Source organism: Klebsiella sp. Lac1, from assembly GCF_009825425.1.
GTDB lineage: Bacteria > Pseudomonadota > Gammaproteobacteria > Enterobacterales > Enterobacteriaceae > Klebsiella > Klebsiella electrica.
Genome location: NZ_VJZJ01000001.1, coordinates 1,701,069 through 1,718,251, shown reverse-complemented (window position 1 = coordinate 1,718,251; position 17,183 = coordinate 1,701,069). Strand labels below are relative to the sequence as shown.

General features: G+C 55.2%; 20 protein-coding genes. 14 read left to right on the top strand and 6 right to left on the bottom strand.

Annotated elements, in window-relative coordinates:
• Positions 1-45: 45 nt before the first annotated feature.
• The 4 genes from FNY10_RS08125 (at position 46) to FNY10_RS08110 (ending at position 3,859) form a co-directional block, all read left to right on the top strand.
• Positions 46-741 (top strand): response regulator transcription factor, encoded by a 696-nt coding sequence (locus FNY10_RS08125; RefSeq protein WP_142255887.1) that lies wholly within the window; start codon positions 46-48, stop codon positions 739-741.
• A gap of 22 nt (positions 742-763) precedes the next feature.
• Entirely contained in the window at positions 764-2,014 is a 1,251-nt protein-coding gene (locus FNY10_RS08120) for a sensor histidine kinase (protein WP_160704934.1), read from the top strand.
• Positions 2,015-2,390: 376 nt separating this feature from the next.
• Positions 2,391-3,482 (top strand): serine hydrolase domain-containing protein, encoded by a 1,092-nt coding sequence (locus FNY10_RS08115; RefSeq protein ID WP_160704935.1) that lies wholly within the window; start codon positions 2,391-2,393, stop codon positions 3,480-3,482.
• 20 nt (positions 3,483-3,502) lie between these two features.
• Positions 3,503-3,859, top strand: a complete 357-nt coding sequence (locus tag FNY10_RS08110) for a hypothetical protein (RefSeq protein ID WP_160704936.1) — start codon at positions 3,503-3,505, stop codon at positions 3,857-3,859.
• Between the two features lie 170 nt (positions 3,860-4,029).
• On the opposite strand, the gene FNY10_RS08105 is transcribed toward FNY10_RS08110, so the two are convergent.
• Complete coding sequence (locus tag FNY10_RS08105) at positions 4,030-4,599, bottom strand: hypothetical protein (RefSeq protein WP_131050381.1); 570 nt, start codon at positions 4,597-4,599, stop codon at positions 4,030-4,032.
• 396 nt (positions 4,600-4,995) lie between these two features.
• On the opposite strand from FNY10_RS08105, the gene FNY10_RS08100 reads away from it, so the two are divergent.
• The gene (locus FNY10_RS08100; RefSeq protein WP_160704937.1) at positions 4,996-5,478 is read left to right on the top strand and encodes a glutathione peroxidase; all 483 of its coding nucleotides are present in this window, start codon (positions 4,996-4,998) and stop codon (positions 5,476-5,478) included.
• 181 nt (positions 5,479-5,659) lie between these two features.
• On the opposite strand, the gene marB is transcribed toward FNY10_RS08100, so the two are convergent.
• From marB to marR, 3 genes are read right to left on the bottom strand one after another with little or no spacing between them, the layout of a single operon-like run.
• Positions 5,660-5,866 carry a multiple antibiotic resistance protein MarB gene (gene marB, locus FNY10_RS08095; RefSeq protein ID WP_100683748.1) on the bottom strand — a complete coding sequence of 69 codons (207 nt, stop codon included), beginning with the start codon at positions 5,864-5,866 and terminating at the stop codon, positions 5,660-5,662.
• 30 nt (positions 5,867-5,896) lie between these two features.
• Positions 5,897-6,277, bottom strand: coding sequence for an MDR efflux pump AcrAB transcriptional activator MarA (marA, locus tag FNY10_RS08090; RefSeq protein WP_100683837.1), 381 nt, complete (start codon positions 6,275-6,277; stop codon positions 5,897-5,899).
• Between the two features lie 17 nt (positions 6,278-6,294).
• A complete protein-coding gene (gene marR / locus FNY10_RS08085) occupies positions 6,295-6,729 on the bottom strand; it encodes a multiple antibiotic resistance transcriptional regulator MarR (RefSeq protein WP_160704938.1) in 435 nt (144 codons plus the stop codon).
• Between the two features lie 227 nt (positions 6,730-6,956).
• Here marR and FNY10_RS08080 point away from each other — a divergent pair, with 227 nt between their 5' ends.
• Positions 6,957-7,625 carry a MarC family NAAT transporter gene (locus FNY10_RS08080; RefSeq protein WP_100683746.1) on the top strand — a complete coding sequence of 223 codons (669 nt, stop codon included), beginning with the start codon at positions 6,957-6,959 and terminating at the stop codon, positions 7,623-7,625.
• An 87-nt stretch (positions 7,626-7,712) separates the two neighbouring features.
• Here the strand turns inward: FNY10_RS08080 and FNY10_RS08075 are convergent, their stop codons facing one another.
• Positions 7,713-8,912, bottom strand: a complete 1,200-nt coding sequence (locus tag FNY10_RS08075; protein ID WP_131050380.1) for a sugar transporter — start codon at positions 8,910-8,912, stop codon at positions 7,713-7,715.
• 204 nt (positions 8,913-9,116) lie between these two features.
• Between FNY10_RS08075 and FNY10_RS08070 the strand changes: the two genes are divergently transcribed.
• The 3 genes from FNY10_RS08070 to FNY10_RS08060 all read left to right on the top strand — a co-directional run bounded on the left by FNY10_RS08070 (position 9,117) and on the right by FNY10_RS08060 (position 11,285).
• Entirely contained in the window at positions 9,117-9,908 is a 792-nt protein-coding gene (locus FNY10_RS08070; RefSeq protein WP_160704962.1) for a PhzF family phenazine biosynthesis protein, read from the top strand.
• A gap of 9 nt (positions 9,909-9,917) precedes the next feature.
• Complete coding sequence (locus FNY10_RS08065) at positions 9,918-10,712, top strand: PhzF family phenazine biosynthesis protein (protein ID WP_160704939.1); 795 nt, start codon at positions 9,918-9,920, stop codon at positions 10,710-10,712.
• Positions 10,713-10,802: 90 nt separating this feature from the next.
• Positions 10,803-11,285: a GNAT family N-acetyltransferase gene (locus FNY10_RS08060; protein ID WP_160704940.1), complete on the top strand. Its 483-nt coding sequence runs from the start codon at positions 10,803-10,805 to the stop codon at positions 11,283-11,285.
• Here the strand turns inward: FNY10_RS08060 and ptrR are convergent.
• Positions 11,239-12,117, bottom strand: a complete 879-nt coding sequence (gene ptrR, locus FNY10_RS08055; RefSeq protein WP_032687636.1) for a putrescine utilization regulator PtrR — start codon at positions 12,115-12,117, stop codon at positions 11,239-11,241. The two genes, FNY10_RS08060 and ptrR, sit on opposite strands and share 47 nt — an antisense overlap.
• A gap of 118 nt (positions 12,118-12,235) precedes the next feature.
• Between ptrR and sad the strand changes: the two genes are divergently transcribed.
• The 5 genes from sad (at position 12,236) to FNY10_RS08030 (ending at position 17,138) form a co-directional block, all read left to right on the top strand.
• Positions 12,236-13,621, top strand: coding sequence for a succinate-semialdehyde dehydrogenase (sad, locus tag FNY10_RS08050; RefSeq protein ID WP_160704941.1), 1,386 nt, complete (start codon positions 12,236-12,238; stop codon positions 13,619-13,621).
• A gap of 79 nt (positions 13,622-13,700) precedes the next feature.
• Positions 13,701-14,627 (top strand): glutaminase B, encoded by a 927-nt coding sequence (gene glsB, locus FNY10_RS08045; RefSeq protein WP_100683741.1) that lies wholly within the window; start codon positions 13,701-13,703, stop codon positions 14,625-14,627.
• A gap of 8 nt (positions 14,628-14,635) precedes the next feature.
• Positions 14,636-14,992: a DUF4186 domain-containing protein gene (locus FNY10_RS08040; protein WP_416308797.1), complete on the top strand. Its 357-nt coding sequence runs from the start codon at positions 14,636-14,638 to the stop codon at positions 14,990-14,992.
• A gap of 115 nt (positions 14,993-15,107) precedes the next feature.
• Entirely contained in the window at positions 15,108-16,529 is a 1,422-nt protein-coding gene (locus tag FNY10_RS08035) for a GGDEF domain-containing protein (protein ID WP_160704942.1), read from the top strand.
• An 81-nt stretch (positions 16,530-16,610) separates the two neighbouring features.
• Positions 16,611-17,138, top strand: a complete 528-nt coding sequence (locus FNY10_RS08030; RefSeq protein WP_100683739.1) for a GNAT family N-acetyltransferase — start codon at positions 16,611-16,613, stop codon at positions 17,136-17,138.
• Positions 17,139-17,183: the final 45 nt, after the last annotated feature.

The window sequence follows — 17,183 nt, the reverse complement described above, 5'->3', positions numbered from 1 at the left end:
ATGTTGTTAAGTTTGTCGGTCTATTTTTCAAGGTACTCATCGTTTATGACACGTCTCCTTATCATTGAAGACAATCCTGATTTAGTCGCCAACCTGTATGCCTTTTTTGAGCCGCAAGGTTATGTGTTGGATGATGCACGTGATGGTGCTACGGGCCTGAAAATGGCCACGCAGAATGATTATGATGCGATTTTACTGGACCTGATGTTGCCCCGTCTGGACGGAATGACGTTGTGCAGTCGACTGCGCACGGAGTTTCAGAACCCTGTACCGGTGCTGATGCTGACCGCCCGCGATCCCGTTGACGATCGTGTTGCAGGGCTGGCGATGGGCGCCGATGATTATCTGGTCAAACCTTTTTCATTAAAGGAGCTGGATGCGCGGATCCAGGCGCTGGTTCGCCGCGCCCAGGGGCGGCAGGTCCTGGGAACGCTGGCCTGGGAAGATCTGCTTGTCGATACCAGGACACCGCAGGCGTGGCGTCAGGGGCAGACAATCAATCTGACGCCAACGACCCATAAATTGCTGTTGTGTCTGATGCGAGCGGCCCCTGAAGTCGTCAAAAAAAGAGAGATGGAGTATCTCCTGTGGGGGGAGGATCCCCCTGAAAGTGGGGCTTTGCGCACACATATTCACGATTTGCGGCAGAGAATTGACAAAAACTTCACATCTGTACTGATAGAAACGGTGCATGGCGTAGGTTTGCGCCTGCATAAGCCCGGAGGGGCCGCCCCGGAATAATCGTACGCAGAGTGGAACCATCATGAAATCCCTTTACCAGCAAATGACCCTCAAGACGCGAATCACTATTTCATTCGTGTTGCTGATGGTCGCGATCATGGCTTTTGTTGTCGTGGCAGAGCAGCTTGATTACGACGATCTTCGCGCATATGTCGTATCACAAAGTATGCAGGATGAGGCGTCCAGACTGGAAGGGGAGATGGCGAGAGGGTTTCCTCCGGTCGTCCCGAAGGGAAGCCATCTCTATGATGCGCGCAATGTGCCTGAAAAATTGCGCCAGCTTGCGCCGGGTTACCATCGCCTGGCAAAACCTGAAGACCGGTACTTGTTCGTATTTGAGGTTAACAATCAGCGCTACTACTTGCTGCAAGAGAGCCAGAAATACGGGTATCTTGAGCTGGTGATTGATGGCTTCGCGCCGCTGGTTATTATGCTGTGTATTCTGTGCGCATACTGGATCGGTCGACTGACATCAGCGAGAGTGACCATCCCCATCACGCGATTGGCGGAAGTTGTGCAACGCAAGCAAAAACCCTTACCCTACCAGGACGCAAATGATGAAATCGGCATTTTAGCGCGTGCATTCGCCCAACATAGCGACGAACTGGAACGTTTTCTGCAGCGTGAGCGCTGCTTTGTCGGCGATGCCAGTCACGAATTACGCACGCCGTTGGCTATCATTGCCGGCGCAGCAGAAACTATCGCCCACCAGTTGCCCGCGGATAGCCATCTGGTACAAAGCGCGGAACGCATCGTCCACACCACCCAGGAAATGCAGCGTCAGCTAAGTTGTCTTTTATTGCTCTCGCGCGATCCGCAAACGCTGCCGCAGTCCGACGTACCTTTGCGCCCGATATTTGAGGAGTGCGTCGCCCGATGCCAGCCCTGGCTGGCAAAAAAAGAGGTCAACTTAATCCTTGACTTACCATCCTCTCCCCACGCATGTACCAATGCCGAGTTAGCGCGCAGCGTCATCTGGAATCTTCTGCGCAATGCCTGTCAGTACACCGAAATGGGGGAGGTTCGTCTGGCGATGCATGGTACGACGATCGTCATATGCGATAGCGGACCGGGGCTACCATCCAGTATCGATCCCCAGCAGTTTCGCCGCTTTCAGCGCGGCGCCCGGCTCAGTGGCGAAGGGCTTGGTTTATCCATTGTGCAACGCATTGTGGAGCATTTAGGCTGGGGCATGACGGTCGAAAGTTCTGAGAAGGGATGCCGTTTTACACTAGAGTTACGCGATACGGTACAGCGGACAACAGCAAAGTGATTTTCACGCCCCAGGGCTGGTGAGTTCCACCCCGGATATCATTCCCGAAAACGCATAAACGACGGTATCCTGCGATATTCCGCAGCAAGGCCCTAACAATTTCCTGACACTCCTTCCGCCATAATGTGAAAAGGATGACTTATCAGGAGATACGCATGCCACCCCCGTGATGACGAAAACCGGTGAAGGCCCGAATAACATGACCGGCTTTAATACCTTTATATATTCGCGCAATGGTTTTATCGCTGCGGCGGAAGGTGAAAGCGAATTTCGTCAACGGTTATCCTGACAGCCAGACAGCGGATAATCCGATGCTGGATGAAGGCACCGTCGATTCCATTTATTATCTTATCCAGTATTCATACTAAGGAAAGGTATGTTACCAGGCAATAAAACTATTCTGGCAAGAGTCATAGCTTCAGTGACAATTTTTGTGGTGATTGTCCTTTCGGGGATTTATCTACAGGCAGGATTTAGTTCACCATCGAGAAATATAACCGGTGATGCACAGCTGGTACGATTTATGACGCCGTTTCTCCGCGGTGCTCGCGGCCATGTAGCGGTCGCGCTCATTAAACCTGGAGGGGTCCAGTATGGTCTCTGGGGAGGGGATTTTAGTCAGGAATTTGAGGTCGGTAGTCTGAGCAAAACGATGACGGCGGCATTGTTGGCTGATGCCGAGAATCGTGGGGAGGCCAAACCCGAAACCACCGTTGGCGAACTCCTCCCCGGCCTACCCGTAGCGATGGCATCTGTCCGGCTCTCAGAACTGGCTTCTCACCATTCGGGGCTTCCTGACATATCGACAACGCCGTGGCAGAGCGCCTTGATGTTATTAGCCATCGCCACTCATAAGAACCCGTGGCGTTTCTCAGAGAATGACATCATTGCGATGCTGCGTAGAACAGAAAAAGAGGAAAATAATTATTTCAGGTATTCCAGTATGGGTTACGCAGTTCTCGGTCTTACGCTGGAAAAAATGACTCATATGTCCTATAGCGAGTTGCTGAATAAACGACTCCTGGCCCCTACAGGAATGAAAAATACCTTTGTCGCGATACCAGGCGATGGCGCAAAAAACGACGTCAGTCGCGGTTGGTCAGCCGCAGGATATCGTGAGGCCCCTTGGTACATGCTCTCATTTGCCCCTGCCGGTGGCGTGAGGTCCACCATCACCGATATGGTTAAATATACGCAGGCCTTGCTCCGCGGCAAATTACCGGGAAGTGTTGCGATGGATCCGAAACGGTCAACGGATGAACGTGACACAAGGATCGGTTATGGCTGGTTTACAACAAAATTCAGAGGACGTGAGATAACCTGGCATAATGGCGAAACTGCTGGCTATGCCTCGGTCATTGCCATCGACAGGGCCAGCAAGACAGGCGTCGTCATCCTTTCTGATACCGCATGGCCTGTGATAACACCTGCAATACGCTTATTAATATCTCAGCCTGTAGATAACTAAATTTTTTCTGGAATGAAAATATGAACTGGATTGATATTATCTGGGTCTTGCTGACACTTTTCTCGGCGGGCGCATTTCACATGAGAAAATGGCTAATCAATCATAAGATGAGATTGCTGAATTATAGTCTGTTTAGCATTCTTATTATTTCTGTTGCAGAGTCGCTGCAAACTATTTCGCGTCTGTCACCAATAGGTTCTGCTCTGCACATGTTGACATATGTTCTACAGGCCTCGCTGGTGTCCTATGGCGTGTACCATACCTGGGAGAAGCAGTGGTTCAGCATTCATCAGGGTTCAGGTTCGTCGAGAAATCCGCTAGAGAGCGGTATTTTCATCACACTGACTTCAGGCTTAATACTCCTGTTCTTCGCGTGATGCTGTTACTCCGAGGGGGGAGTAGGCTTTGATTGACTGGTATCAGCCCTGTCAGGGAGCGCTGAAACTGAATGGTTTGTTTGAGCGGGGGACTTGCCGTTTGCTCCCGCCCAAATATAGCAAAGACCAGACGTGCTCCCGCAGCCAGGTCGTCTAAGACGTCGTGAGTTTCATATACAGGGCCCAGTGGCGCATCCGTACATCATGACCAGAGGAAACAAGGGGGCTAAAGGGATCAGGGCGATGGTTCCTGCCGTGCTCAGAGTTTGGGTCTTATCATTAATTGAGACCACTACCGGGTGTTCCAGCTGATACGGGGCTGCCAGTTCTGGTGCGTGCGATGCAGACCAAAATCCTGTCGCTTTAAACAAAACACCGAGGCGATCGTTATCCATCTGCACCGCCTGATACTCATTGACCAGCAGCGTAAGCTGCCCGGCATCCAGTTTGCGTTTATCCATCACCACCAGGTACTCTGCCGCCACTTCATGTTGCTCTACCACAAAGTTAACCCGCACACCGGAGGCCTGTTGATGAAAGCGGTCATAAAATGTTTTATAACGCTGATATTCTTGCGGCACGCCGTTACGAAAGAAACGGTAACTGTATTTAGCTGAGCTGGCGATAATGCCGGACTCAATAGGTTTCACCGCCACGATGGTATCGGTAGGCGGCAAGTTTGGCGCGCTTGCGCACCCTGACAGAATCACTGCGACCAGCAGCGATAAATATTTCATCATTTCAACCATTCCTGTTTGCTGTTTCCTCTGGGATAACCGATGAATATCTTTAAGACGCGACTTACCAATATCCATTGCTGTTTATCATAGCTTCCGAACCTGCTTCAATCATTCGATTTAGCATGGGGCTACCCCGCATCTTGCTCAACGCACAACGCTTATCGGACTGCTGTAGTCTCTTGATGTTAGCGGCCTGTAGGCCATACATCAGCTGATACATGTTAAGCGCCACGGTGCGCTCGCCCTCGCAGTCAAGTTTGCCCTCGCGAATGCGGACCTGCCACGCTATCATGAACGGGGTCTGCCCGCCATGCCCACGTTCCACGCGCTATGTTCATACCCAACGCACTGCGTGCAATGTCGATGTTGAACGGCTTTTACCCTGAGGATCCCGCTATGACTCCCTTTTATGAACTTACTGCCACCAGTCTGCGGGGCCAGCCCATCGCCATGGCCGACTACGCGGGCAAGCTGGTTCTGGTGGTGAATACCGCCAGCCACTGTGGCTTCACGCCACAATACGCAGGCCTTGAAGCGCTCTACAAGAAGTACGCCGACCAGGGCCTGGTGATACTGGGTTTCCCCTGCAACCAGTTCGGGAAGCAGGAACCCGGCGATGCCGACGAAATCGAGCAGACCTGTCATATCAACTACGGTGTGAGCTTCCCGATGTTTGAGAAGGTGGCGGTGAACGGGGCCGCAACGCACCCGGTGTTTCGTTACCTGAAAGGCGAATTGCCCGGCGTGCTGGGGGGGCGGATCAAGTGGAACTTTACTAAGTTCCTGATCGGTCGCGACGGCAAACCGCTCCGGCGTTTTGCGCCGATCGCCACCCCTGAGAAAATGGAAGCCGCAATCGTTGCTGCGCTTAAACGCTAAGCGTTTTTGTCAAACAAACCCGTCATTTTTAGAGCACCGCCGGTAAACCGCAGGGCATCAAAAAGGGAGCAAGCAAGGGGACAGGCGTTTGGCAGCATACCGACGCGCCACAGGCTGCGGGTTGGCGTCAGATGCGCAAAAAAAAGCCCCGTAAACGGGGCAAAATGCTCGGGTAGTGCAGTTAATTGTAATACGGTACGCCCAGCTCATCCGATTTGTCGCTACCGGCGGCCATATGATTGAAATCAAATGGCGAGTCGTTATGTTCGGAAGGCATAATCATCGCATCGCGCTGAGTGTGGCGAACCGGGGTAGTGGTTTGCTCCGCATAGCTCTGGCTGGAGACCAGAGCGCCCAGGACAATGGCAGCGGCAGCGAATAGTTTCATGATTTCCTCAATACGTCTTGTTGCAGGCGCTTAACAGCAGTTGTTTAGTGGCATCAGATAGCGGGATTCACCCGGCATATTATTCATGCGATATTTGTGCGGCGGAACGTCGAAGTAGTTTTTAAAGGTTCTCGTCAGCGTCTGTTGCGATTCGAAACCGTAACGCTCTGCCAGGTATAAAATCGGCTCGTTGCTCTGCTTGAGTTTTTGCGCGATTTCCGTCAGCTTGCGGCTGCGGATGTACTGGCCTAAGGAGTGGCCGGTCTCTTTTTTAAACATTCTTTGCAGGTGCCATTTGGAGTAACCAGAACGCTCGGACACTTTTTCCAGCGACAGGGGCGATTCCAGGTTATCTTCAATCCACGACAAAATACTATGGATAGTGATGGCGTCATTATTGCGTCTGGACATCATCTTACCTCTTCTTATTACGGCAGGACTTTTTTGAGTAAATGCTCAAGGTTGACCACTTCATCCGCCGACAGATTTTTTGTTAATTCCTGGTGCAATTTCTGACCCACAACCTGATGACACTGCTCACAAAGGGCCGCTCCGTCTGGCGTTAACTGCACCAGTACGCCGCGTTTGTCATTGGGGTTGGGTAACCGTTCAATCCAGCCTTTACAGACCAGACGGTCGAGCATGCGCGTCATTGCGCCTGGGTCGACCGACAGCACGGTTTTCAGCTCAACGGGGGTAGTACATACTTCGCAACGAATGGAACAAAGCACCCGAAACTGGGTGGCAGTAATATCCATCGGTGAGAGATATTCGTTGAGCAGACGATCTTTTTTCTGGTTAACCATCTGGATCAAGCGCCCGAGGGGGATCATTTCGTTAAACAGATCGCTTGTGTTTTTCACAATGGTTGCCCAGGCAAGTAGTTAATTGCTGCTGATATTATTGCCCAGGCAATAATATGTCAACCTGATGAATTAGCTGATGACACGATTTGCTAAAGCGGGTTTCTGACCCGGGCTGAAGCGGCCCGGAGTCCGGACGATAAGGGCTGGAATGGTATTGACGACAAAAGTTATACTTGCGCGGCGAGACTTTAAATAGCGAACGATTAACGGGGCCTTAATTAATTATGATTGAACTCTTTCAGGCGATAGGTCTGGGGCTGGTGGTCATTTTACCGCTGGCGAACCCACTGACGACCGTTGCGTTGTTCCTTGGGCTGGCTGGCAATATGAACAACGAGGAGCGCAATAAACAATCGTTGATGGCCTCGCTGTACGTATTCATTATCCTGATGGTTGCATGGTATGCCGGTCAGGTGGTGATGAGTACCTTCGGTATCTCGATTCCCGGCCTGCGGATTGCCGGTGGCTTGATTGTTGCCTTCATCGGGTTCCGGATGCTCTTCCCGCAGCAGAAATCGCATGACTCGATGGAAGCGAAGATAAAATCCGAAGAGCTGGTCGATGAACCGTCGGCCAATATCGCGTTTGTGCCGCTGGCCATGCCGAGCACCGCCGGGCCAGGGACCATCGCTATGCTTATCAGCACCGCATCGACGGTGAAACATGGCGTCGATTTTTCGCACTGGGTGGTAATGGTCGCGCCGCCGATTATCTTTGCGCTGGTCGGCATTATCCTCTGGGCCTGCCTGCGCAGTTCAGGGGCTATCATGCGGCTGGTCGGGAAAGGGGGAATCGAAGCGATTTCGCGCCTGATGGGCTTTCTGCTGGTCTGCATGGGCGTACAGTTTATTATCAACGGCGTGCTGGAAATTATTACGACCTATCACGCCTGATAACATCGCCGTCGCGGCGTTTCGGCCCGCGAACAAAAAAGCCTGCCGGTTGTTGCATCGGCAGGCTTTTTTATCGCTTCACCCCGTTCAGGAGTGGTGAGGCTGATGATCGTCCAGCGACACCGGCCAGCGGCGGAATATCATGATTGACCACACCAGCGCCACCAGCGCCGGAATCGCCCCGATGTAGCCGATAGAGTCCATTGAAAGATGGGTACTGACCTGACTACCAACCAGCGCCCCCGCGCCGATACCGATATTAAAGATCCCCGAAAACAGCGACATCGCCACATCGGTGGCATCCGGCGCCAGCGCCAGAACCTTGACCTGCATCCCCAGACCAATAATCATGATTGCGATGCCCCAGAAGAGGCTCAATATGATCAGGTGGTGGGCGTTTTGCGCTGCCGGCAACAGCAGCAGCAGACTGATCAGCAGCAGGCCAATGGCGCTGCTAATCAGCCCGGAAGCATGCTTGTTGCCCAGTTTGCCAAACAGCACGCTGCCGACGATCCCCGCGCCGCCAAGGATCAGCAGCAGCACGGTGGCAAAATTACCGCTCATACCGGCTACCGTTTGTACAAACGGTTCAATATAGCTGTAGGCGGTGTAATGTGCGGTCACCACAATGACGGTCAGCAGATAGATGCTCAGCAGCGCCGGGCGACGGAACAATACCGGCAGGCTTTTCAGCGAACCGGAATGCTCGCTGGGCAGTCCTGGCAACAGCTTAAACAGGCATACCAGCGTCGCCAGCGCGCCCAGGCCGATCGCCAGGAAGGTCATCCGCCAGCCAAAATACTGCCCGATAATACGGCCGACAGGAATGCCGAATACCATCGCCAGAGCGGTGCCGGTTGCAATCAGACTCAGCGCCTGGGCACGTTTGCCCGGCGGCGCCAGACGGATTGCCAATGCCGAGGTTATCGACCAGAAGACCGCGTGCGCAAAGGCGATACCGATGCGGCTGATCACCAGAACGTTAAAGCTCCAGGCAAAGAACGACAGCACATGGCTGGCAATAAACAGAATGAACAGGCCGATCAGCAGACGGCGACGCTCCATCTGGCTGGTCAACAGCATAAACGGCAGCGACATTAACGCGACCACCCACGCATAGATGGTCAGCATCATGCCCACCTGCGCGGTTTCCATGCCGAAGCTGTCGGCAATATCGGACAGCAGACCGACCGGAGCGAATTCAGTCGTATTAAAGATGAAAGCGGCGATCGCAAGCGTGACTACCCGAAGCCACGCGACTCTGCGTGAAACCGTGTTTGTAATCATAGATTCTGCGCTGGTTACTAAAGAGGAAGAAGAGGGCGCGATCTTAAAACGATTGCTGGTGAAAATACAATTGTTTTGTGATCTGGATCTCATTATGTCGCCGGTGGCAGCGAAAAGCTAACGGATTCATTTTTATATAGATCGTGTACATGCTCCGCTTTTATGTCATGTTGAAGAAAAGTAAAAAACAGGAACAGTTGTATGATGCAGGAAATTGATTTTTACCTGGTAGACGCTTTCAGCGATCGCAATTTTGGCGGCAACGCCGCCGCGGTGTGTCCACTCACCGAATGGCTACCGGACGAAACGCTGCTGAGCATGGCGCAGCAGCACAACCAGTCTGAGACCGCCTTTTTTGTGCGCACCGATGAGGGTTATGAGCTGCGCTGGTTCACCACGCAGCATGAGATTAACCTCTGCGGCCACGCCACGCTTGCCTCGGCGCATATTATCTTTGAATATCTCGACCATCCTTACGCCACTATCGTGTTCAGTACCCGTTTTGTCGGGGAGCTGCGGGTGATGCGCAACGGCGACTGGCTGACGTTAGACTTCCCGGCGTGGCAAACCACTCCGGTTAGCGCGCCGCCGCCGGAGCTGCTTGCCGGGCTGGGGCTGGACACCGCGGTAGAGATTCGCGAGGGGCGGGACTATCTGGTGGTCCTCGAAAATCGCCAGCAGGTTGAGGCCGTGCGGCCGAATATGTCGTTGCTTGCGCAGACGGGCAAAATGATCTGCGTCAGCGCCGCCGATGAGCAATATGATTTTGTGAGCCGCTTTTTCTGCCCGGGCGAGGGTGTTTTCGAAGACCCGGTGACCGGCTCGGCGCACAGTATGCTGATCCCCTACTGGGGGGAGAAACTGGCTAAGACGACCATGCAGGCGCGGCAGGTTTCCGCACGCGGCGGCGATCTGCGCTGCCAGTGGCAGGGCGATCGGGTGTTGATTGGCGGGCAGGCGATAACGTACATGACGGGCACCATCACCCTACGTTAAGGAGATACCGTGAAAGAGATCCCCGTGTATCTGGTTTCTGCGTTCAGTGAACGGCCCTTTTCCGGTAACCCGGCGGCGGTCTGTCTGCTGGACGCATGGCTGGCGGATGATGTGTTGCTGAAGATGGCGCAGGAGCATAATCAGTCTGAAACCGCTTTCTTGGTGCGCGAGGGGGAGTCGTTTTCTCTGCGTTGGTTCACGACCCGCAATGAAGTCAATCTGTGCGGTCACGCGACGCTCGCCAGCGCACACGTTATTTTTCATCATCTTGACTTCCCACACGCGGTGATTCATTTCGCGACTGCGTCCGGTCGCCTGACCGTGAGCCGGGAAGGGGACTGGCTGACCCTCGATTTCCCGGCGGGCGCCACGCAAGAAACGACCCCGCCTGCGGCCCTGCTGGCCGGATTAGGCGTTGAGCGGTACGTCAGCGCCCGCCGTGGCCGGGCATGGCTTATCGAGCTGGCCAGCCGCGAAGAGGTTGCCGCCGTGCGTCCGACTATCGAGACCATGATGCCCGGAGAACATAAGGTGACGATTACCGCGCCCGGCGATGGCGAGTATGACTTCGTCAGCCGCTTTTTCTCTCCGGGAGAAGCCGTATGGGAAGATCCGGTCACCGGTTCGGCGCATACCATGCTGATCCCGTTCTGGAGTGCGAAGCTGGGGAAAAGCAAAATGCTGGCCCGCCAGATATCGGCGCGCGGCGGCGATATTCGCTGTGAACTGAAGGGCGACCGCGTGCTGATGGCCGGGCAGGCGGTGACCTGGCTGCAGGGGAAAATATTGCTGCGGTTCAATTGATTAGCGCAAGCCGCGGCGGGCGGTATAAGTTAACGCTATGAGTCAGGGGGGATGCGCTACGCTACAGTAGGCGAAAAAAGGAGCTTGCCTATGTACACCATCGCCCCGACAGCCATAAACGATGCGGATCTTACGGCTCTCATTGCCCGTCTGGATGCGTATCAGGAATCCCTCTATCCGGCCGAGAGTAACCACCTGGTTGATTTGAGCCAGCTGGCGGCGGAGTCGGTGATTGTGCTGCTGATCCGCGATGCCCGGCAACGGGCGGTCGGTTGCGGGGCGATTGTGCTCGGCAACGATGGGGTTGGCGAAATGAAACGGGTGTTTATCGATCCGCATCATCGCGGGCAACAGCTTGGCGAACGGCTGCTGGCGGCGCTGGAAACGCAAGCACTGCACCGGGACTGCCATACCGTGCGGCTGGAGACCGGCATCCATCAGCAGGCGGCGATCAGACTGTATACCCGCTGGGGTTATCAGACCCGCATCGCCTTCGCTCCGTATCAACCCGATCCGCTGAGCCTGTTTATGGAGAAACTGCTCGTTGCCGATCTTCGTTCAGCTGCGCTATAAACGCCTCCAGTTGACGGGTTTTCGCGCCGCGCCGCCAGACCAGCCAGGTCGTCAGCCAGCGCCACTCTTCGGCCAGCGGCCAGGCCGACACCTGATGATGACCGGGCATACTTTCCAGCATACTGCGCGGAATCAGCGCCAGTCCGGCACCGGCAATGACGCAGGCCAGCATCCCGTGATAGGACTCCATTTCATGAATCCGCCCCGGCGTTGCCCGGTCGGCGTGGAACCAGCTTTCAAAATGGCGGCGGTAGGAACAGTTGGCGCGAAAAGCGTAGACATTGCTGCCGTTCACTTCGCTGGCGCGGGTAATCGGCGGGTGGCCGAAGGGTGCCACAATCATCATCTCCTCCGGGAAGACCGGTAGCCCCTCAAGGCCCGGATGGACCAGCGGCCCGTCGACAAAGGCCGCGCTTAAGGTGCCCTCCAGTACGCCATCGATCATCGTCCCGGATGGGCCGGTAGAGAGTGCGAGATGGATTTTTGGATAACGCTGGTTATACAGCGCCAGCGTCGAGGGAATGCGAACCGCGGCGGTACTCTCCAGCGAACCCAGCGAAAACAGCCCCTGCGGCTCATCCCCGGCGACCACCATTCGGGCTTCATCGACCAGCGCGAGGATCTGTTGGCTGTAGCGCAAAAAGCTGTGTCCCGCCGGTGAAAGGCGCAGGCGCTGGTTCTCACGAATAAACAGCTCGACGCCGAGATCGGCCTCCAGCTGGCGAATACGGGTCGTCAGGTTTGACGGCACGCGGTGCACCTTCTGCGCGGCCTGGGTAATGCTGCCGGTGCTGGCGACGGCGTTAAACATCTCAAGCTGGGTCAGGTCCATAGTATTCTTCTTTTGTGAATGAGTTGCTTAATATTATTCATTTTCAATGAAAGGAAGGGTAAGCCAGAATGAGGTCAATTCGCAATCACCATTCGTCATTAACAGAGAGAGCATAACGATGAATTTATCTGCAACTCACGCGGTTTCCGTCAACCCGACCACGGGAGAAAGGGTGTCGTCTCTGCCCTGGGCGAGCGAACAAGAGGTGGATTCGGCGATTGCGCTTGCTGAACAGGGCTATCGTCAGTGGCGCACCGTCAGCCTCGCACAGCGCGCCGACGCCCTGCGTAATATCGGTAACGCCCTGCGCGCCCGTGGCGAAGAGATGGCGCAAATGATCAGTCTTGAGATGGGCAAACCGATTGCTCAGGCTCGCGGCGAAGTGGCGAAATCCGCGAATCTCTGCGACTGGTATGCAGAGCACGGTCCGGCCATGCTGGCGACTGAAGCCACTCAGGTGGAAAATAACAATGCGGTGATTGAATATCGCCCGCTGGGCGCGATCCTCGCCATTATGCCGTGGAATTTCCCGCTGTGGCAGGTACTGCGCGGTGCGGTGCCGATTCTGCTGGCGGGGAATAGCTATCTGTTGAAACATGCGCCGAATGTGCTGGGCTGCGCGGCGCTGATTGGCGAAATCGTCAATCAGGCGGGGCTGCCAGATGGCGTATTTGGCTGGGTGAACGCGACGAATGACGGCGTCTCACAAATGATCAACGATTCGCGTATTGCCGCAGTGACGCTAACCGGCAGCATGCGCGCCGGGAAGGCGATTGGCGCCCAGGCCGGTGCGGCGTTGAAGAAATGCGTTCTTGAACTGGGCGGTTCCGATCCGTTTATCGTCCTCAATGATGCCGACCTCGACGAAGCGGTCAAAGCCGCGGTGATTGGCCGCTATCAAAACACCGGACAGGTTTGCGCCGCCGCGAAGCGCTTTATCGTTGAGGCCGGGATTGCCGAGGCCTTCAGCACAAAACTGGTTGCCGCGGTTGAGGCGCTGAAGATGGGCGATCCGCGTGATGAGGCCAACTATCTTGGGCCGATGGCGCGTTTCGATCTGCGCGATGAGCTGCATCAGCAGGTCACGGCCACCCTGGCTGAAGGGGCGACCCTGCTGCTTGGGGGGGAGAAAATCGCCGGGCCGGGCAACTACTATGCGCCAACGGTGCTGGGCGACGTGACCCCGGAGATGACCGGATTCCGCCAGGAGCTGTTTGGCCCGGTGGCGACCATTTCTGTGGCACGCGACGCCACCCATGCCCTGACGCTGGCTAATGACAGCGAATTCGGTCTGTCGGCGACCGTGTTTACCGCCAGCGTCGATGAAGCCGGGCGTTTTTCTCGCGAACTGGAGTGCGGCGGCGTCTTTATCAACGGTTACAGCGCCAGCGATGCCCGCGTGGCGTTTGGCGGGGTGAAGAAGAGCGGCTTTGGTCGTGAGTTATCCCACTTTGGTCTGCATGAGTTCTGCAATATCCAGACCGTATGGAAAGACCGTCGCTAACCGAAGACGCACCTGACGATCGTCGTCGTGCTCTGCTATACTCGCAGCCCGAATTTTGACGGCAGGCAAGGAGCCGGGTGTGGCGACGGTCATTAATAATGCAATGCTGGAGACAATTCTGGCAGAAATCAGGCCGCTGATTGGGCGTGGCAAAGTGGCGGATTATATTCCGGCGCTGGCAAACGTCAGCGGTAATAAGCTTGGCGTGGCGATTTGCACGGTGGATGGTCAATACTATGCCGCCGGTGATGCCCACGAGCGTTTTTCCATTCAATCGATCTCCAAAGTGCTGAGTCTGGTGGTGGCGATGAACCACTATCAGGAGGATGAGATTTGGCAGCGGGTGGGGAAAGATCCTTCCGGACAACCGTTTAATTCGCTATTGCAGCTGGAAATTGAGCAAGGCAAACCGCGTAACCCCTTTATCAATGCTGGCGCGCTGGTGGTCTGCGATATGTTGCAAAGCCGACTGAGCGCGCCGCGGCAGAGAATGCTGGAAATCGTGCGTCGTCTGAGCGGAGTGGCGGATATCGCCTATGATCCGCTGGTGGCGCGTTCGGAGTTTGAACACTCGGCACGCAATGCCGCGATCGCCTGGCTGATGAAATCATTCGGCAACTTCGATAATGATGTCGCGACGGTGCTGCAAAACTATTTTCACTACTGTTCGCTGGAAATGAGCTGTCACGAACTGGCGCGGACGTTTCTGTTTCTCGCCGATCGCGGGGTGGCCCCGCATCTGGAGACCCCGGTGATTGCCCCAATCCAGTCGCGGCAGGTGAATGCCTTAATGATGACCAGCGGGATGTACCAGAACGCCGGCGAGTTTGCCTGGCGCGTCGGGCTGCCGGCGAAATCTGGCGTCGGCGGCGGTATTGTCGCGATCGTCCCGCAGGAGATGGCCATCGCGGTGTGGAGCCCGGAGCTGGATGCGGCCGGTAACTCGCTGGCGGGGATCGCGGTGCTGGAAAAGCTGACGCAACGCCTGGGAAGGTCGGTATTCTGATGGAGAAGATGGATTATTTATTTGCCCGCCTCCAGCGTTCGACTTTTCGCTCGCGCTTCCATCTTGGCAGCAAAGAGCGGCAGTACTGTGTCGAGAAAGGGCCGGAGACCATCGACCAGCACGCGGCGGATTTTATTGCCCGCCGTCTGGCGCCAGCGCAGATCGCGAATGACGGTAAACAGACGCCGATGCGCGGGCATCCGGTGTTTATCGCCCAGCATGCCACCGCCACCTGCTGTCGCGGCTGTCTCGCGAAGTGGCACGATATTCCCGCCGGGCGCGAGCTGACGGACCGGGAGCAGCAATATGTGGTGCAGGTGATCCATCGTTGGCTGGTTATCCAGATGAATTCATCCGCACGCTAATCATGCGCATTTATCCGGCCTGGGGATGCTGGATAAATATTCTCATGCTATGATAATCCGCTAACTAATTATTAACATAATAATTGCCTGAAACAATTAGACGGATTATTTCTGAATGTCTTCACTGTCGATTCGGTCATTCACGCTGTTTCGTGAGGAACATCCCGTGCGTGACGCACTGGTGTTATTCACCTTAACGTTGTTGCTCCATTTTTTTGGTGCCATGCTGCGTCTGGTCCAGGAACTGTCCTTTTTCTGGCCGCTGAATGCCGTGATGGTCGGGATCTTCGTCCGCTATGTCTGGCTCAATCGTAGCTATTTTTATGTCACCTGTTTTGTGGCGATGATGGTATACGACGGCCTGACCTCGCGCTGGGGAATGGGCTTTGCCTCGCTGCTGATTAACTTCTCGAATATGGTCTTTATCGTCAGTCTGGCGCAGCTGCTGCTGTGGGATAAGCGGCGGACGGATTCGATGCCAGGCCCGATTAATGTGCTGAATTTGTTCTGCTATTGCCTGCTGGCGGCTTTTCTCAGCGCCGCGGTGGGGACGCTTGGCTCAATGGATGTCGAGCGGGAGACATTTCTCTCTCTGCTGGGCGACTGGTTTAGCGAACAGTTCTCGACGGCGGTGCTGATCCTGCCGTTTATCCTGACGGTGACTATCCCTTCGACGCTCAGCGGTTTCCGCTGGCGTCAGCTGCTACCGGTTTTAGTGCTGGTGCTGTCCATTATTCCTGGCGTTGCCGTCGGGGGCGCCGAAACTATCACTTTCCCGCTGCCGGCGCTGATCTGGTGTGCGATTCGTTATCCGCTGCCGCTGACCTGTCTGCTGACTTTCCTCACCGGAATCGGTGAGATCCTGCTGGTGGCGAACGCGTTAGTTCATCTTTCTCCCGATGCGCATCTGCAGCCGTGGCAGCTGTTCTCGACCCGGCTGGGCATTGCGGCGATGTTAATTAGCCCGGTAATTGTCGCCTCAAGTGTTGACGCGATTAATAACCTGGTGAAACAGCTGGCGCTGCGGGCTGATTTTGATTTCCAGACGCGGGTTTACTCACGTTCCGGGTTGAGTGAGGCGCTGAAACGCCAACCGCAATCAGCAACGCAGCAGCTAACCGTGATGTTGCTGGATATCGATGGCTTTAAGCGGGTTAATGATAGCTGGGGTCACGAGTGCGGGGATTGCGTGCTGACTCAGTTCGCTCAGCGGGTACGCGATCTGGTGGGCGAACAGGGACTGGTGGCGCGCGTTGGCGGGGAAGAGTTCGCCGTCGCCATGCTGAGTGCGACGTCGCGCGAGGGCGAACTGCTGGCGGAGAAAATCCGCCAGGGCGTAGCGGCGCAAACCTTCGTCTGGGGGCCGCACAAGATCAAACTGACCCTCAGCCTGGGGCTGGAGTGTCGTCCGCTTAGTAACGGGCGGATCACCGAACTGTTTAATCAGCTGCTGATGGCTGCCGATGATTATCTTATTAACGCGAAGAAAGCCGGGCGCAATCGAATTTGTACGCCGACGCTGGTGGAAAACCGGTAATAAGAAAACGCGATGACAATTTCGCTTGTGTTAAATATTAGTTAAAAACATAGTGATGTGGTCAATTACATGGAGTGAGCAATGACCGCATCCTTTTCCCTTCGCACGCTATCGCGTGCTGATATTCTCGAAAACCTTTCCCCACTGAGCGATATTCTGGCCGATTGCGTTAACGGCGGCGCTTCCGTCAGTTTTATGCTGCCTTTTTCACGGCAAACCGCGCGAGCATTCTGGCTGCGTATCGCCGAAAGCGTGGCGGCCGGCGAGCGCCTTGTCGTGGTGGCCGAACATGCCGGGCAGATTGTCGGCACGGTACAGCTGGTGATCGATCAAGCGGAAAACCAGCCTCATCGCGCCGACGTGGCCAAACTTTTGGTTCACCAAAATGCGCGACGGCAGGGGCTGGCTAAGGCGCTGATGAATCACCTGGAGCAGCTTGCCCGCGAACAGGGGAAGTCTGTTCTGGTACTGGATACGGCCACCGGCAGTGGCGCGGAATGCTTCTATGTCCAGTGCGGCTGGGAAAAAGCCGGGGAAATTCCGCGTTATGCGTTAATGCCGGATGGAACGATGACCGCGACCTCACTGTTCTATAAGATCCTGCAATAACCGAGACAGGTTTGATCAAAACACGGTTTTACCCTTAGAAAAGCT

What these genes read in the sequence shown, in the direction of transcription:
- FNY10_RS08125 (WP_142255887.1), top strand. Translation starts at nt 46, where the DNA reads ATGACACGTCTCCTTATCATTGAAGACAATCCTGATTTAGTCGCCAAC.
- FNY10_RS08120 (WP_160704934.1), top strand. Translation starts at nt 764, where the DNA reads ATGAAATCCCTTTACCAGCAAATGACCCTCAAGACGCGAATCACTATT.
- FNY10_RS08115 (WP_160704935.1), top strand. Translation starts at nt 2,391, where the DNA reads ATGTTACCAGGCAATAAAACTATTCTGGCAAGAGTCATAGCTTCAGTG.
- FNY10_RS08110 (WP_160704936.1), top strand. Translation starts at nt 3,503, where the DNA reads ATGAACTGGATTGATATTATCTGGGTCTTGCTGACACTTTTCTCGGCG.
- FNY10_RS08105 (WP_131050381.1), bottom strand. Translation starts at nt 4,599, where the DNA reads ATGATGAAATATTTATCGCTGCTGGTCGCAGTGATTCTGTCAGGGTGC.
- FNY10_RS08100 (WP_160704937.1), top strand. Translation starts at nt 4,996, where the DNA reads ATGACTCCCTTTTATGAACTTACTGCCACCAGTCTGCGGGGCCAGCCC.
- marB (WP_100683748.1), bottom strand. Translation starts at nt 5,866, where the DNA reads ATGAAACTATTCGCTGCCGCTGCCATTGTCCTGGGCGCTCTGGTCTCC.
- marA (WP_100683837.1), bottom strand. Translation starts at nt 6,277, where the DNA reads ATGTCCAGACGCAATAATGACGCCATCACTATCCATAGTATTTTGTCG.
- FNY10_RS08080 (WP_100683746.1), top strand. Translation starts at nt 6,957, where the DNA reads ATGATTGAACTCTTTCAGGCGATAGGTCTGGGGCTGGTGGTCATTTTA.
- FNY10_RS08075 (WP_131050380.1), bottom strand. Translation starts at nt 8,912, where the DNA reads ATGATTACAAACACGGTTTCACGCAGAGTCGCGTGGCTTCGGGTAGTC.
- FNY10_RS08070 (WP_160704962.1), top strand. Translation starts at nt 9,117, where the DNA reads ATGCAGGAAATTGATTTTTACCTGGTAGACGCTTTCAGCGATCGCAAT.
- FNY10_RS08060 (WP_160704940.1), top strand. Translation starts at nt 10,803, where the DNA reads ATGTACACCATCGCCCCGACAGCCATAAACGATGCGGATCTTACGGCT.
- ptrR (WP_032687636.1), bottom strand. Translation starts at nt 12,117, where the DNA reads ATGGACCTGACCCAGCTTGAGATGTTTAACGCCGTCGCCAGCACCGGC.
- sad (WP_160704941.1), top strand. Translation starts at nt 12,236, where the DNA reads ATGAATTTATCTGCAACTCACGCGGTTTCCGTCAACCCGACCACGGGA.
- FNY10_RS08040 (WP_416308797.1), top strand. Translation starts at nt 14,636, where the DNA reads ATGGATTATTTATTTGCCCGCCTCCAGCGTTCGACTTTTCGCTCGCGC.
- FNY10_RS08035 (WP_160704942.1), top strand. Translation starts at nt 15,108, where the DNA reads ATGTCTTCACTGTCGATTCGGTCATTCACGCTGTTTCGTGAGGAACAT.
- FNY10_RS08030 (WP_100683739.1), top strand. Translation starts at nt 16,611, where the DNA reads ATGACCGCATCCTTTTCCCTTCGCACGCTATCGCGTGCTGATATTCTC.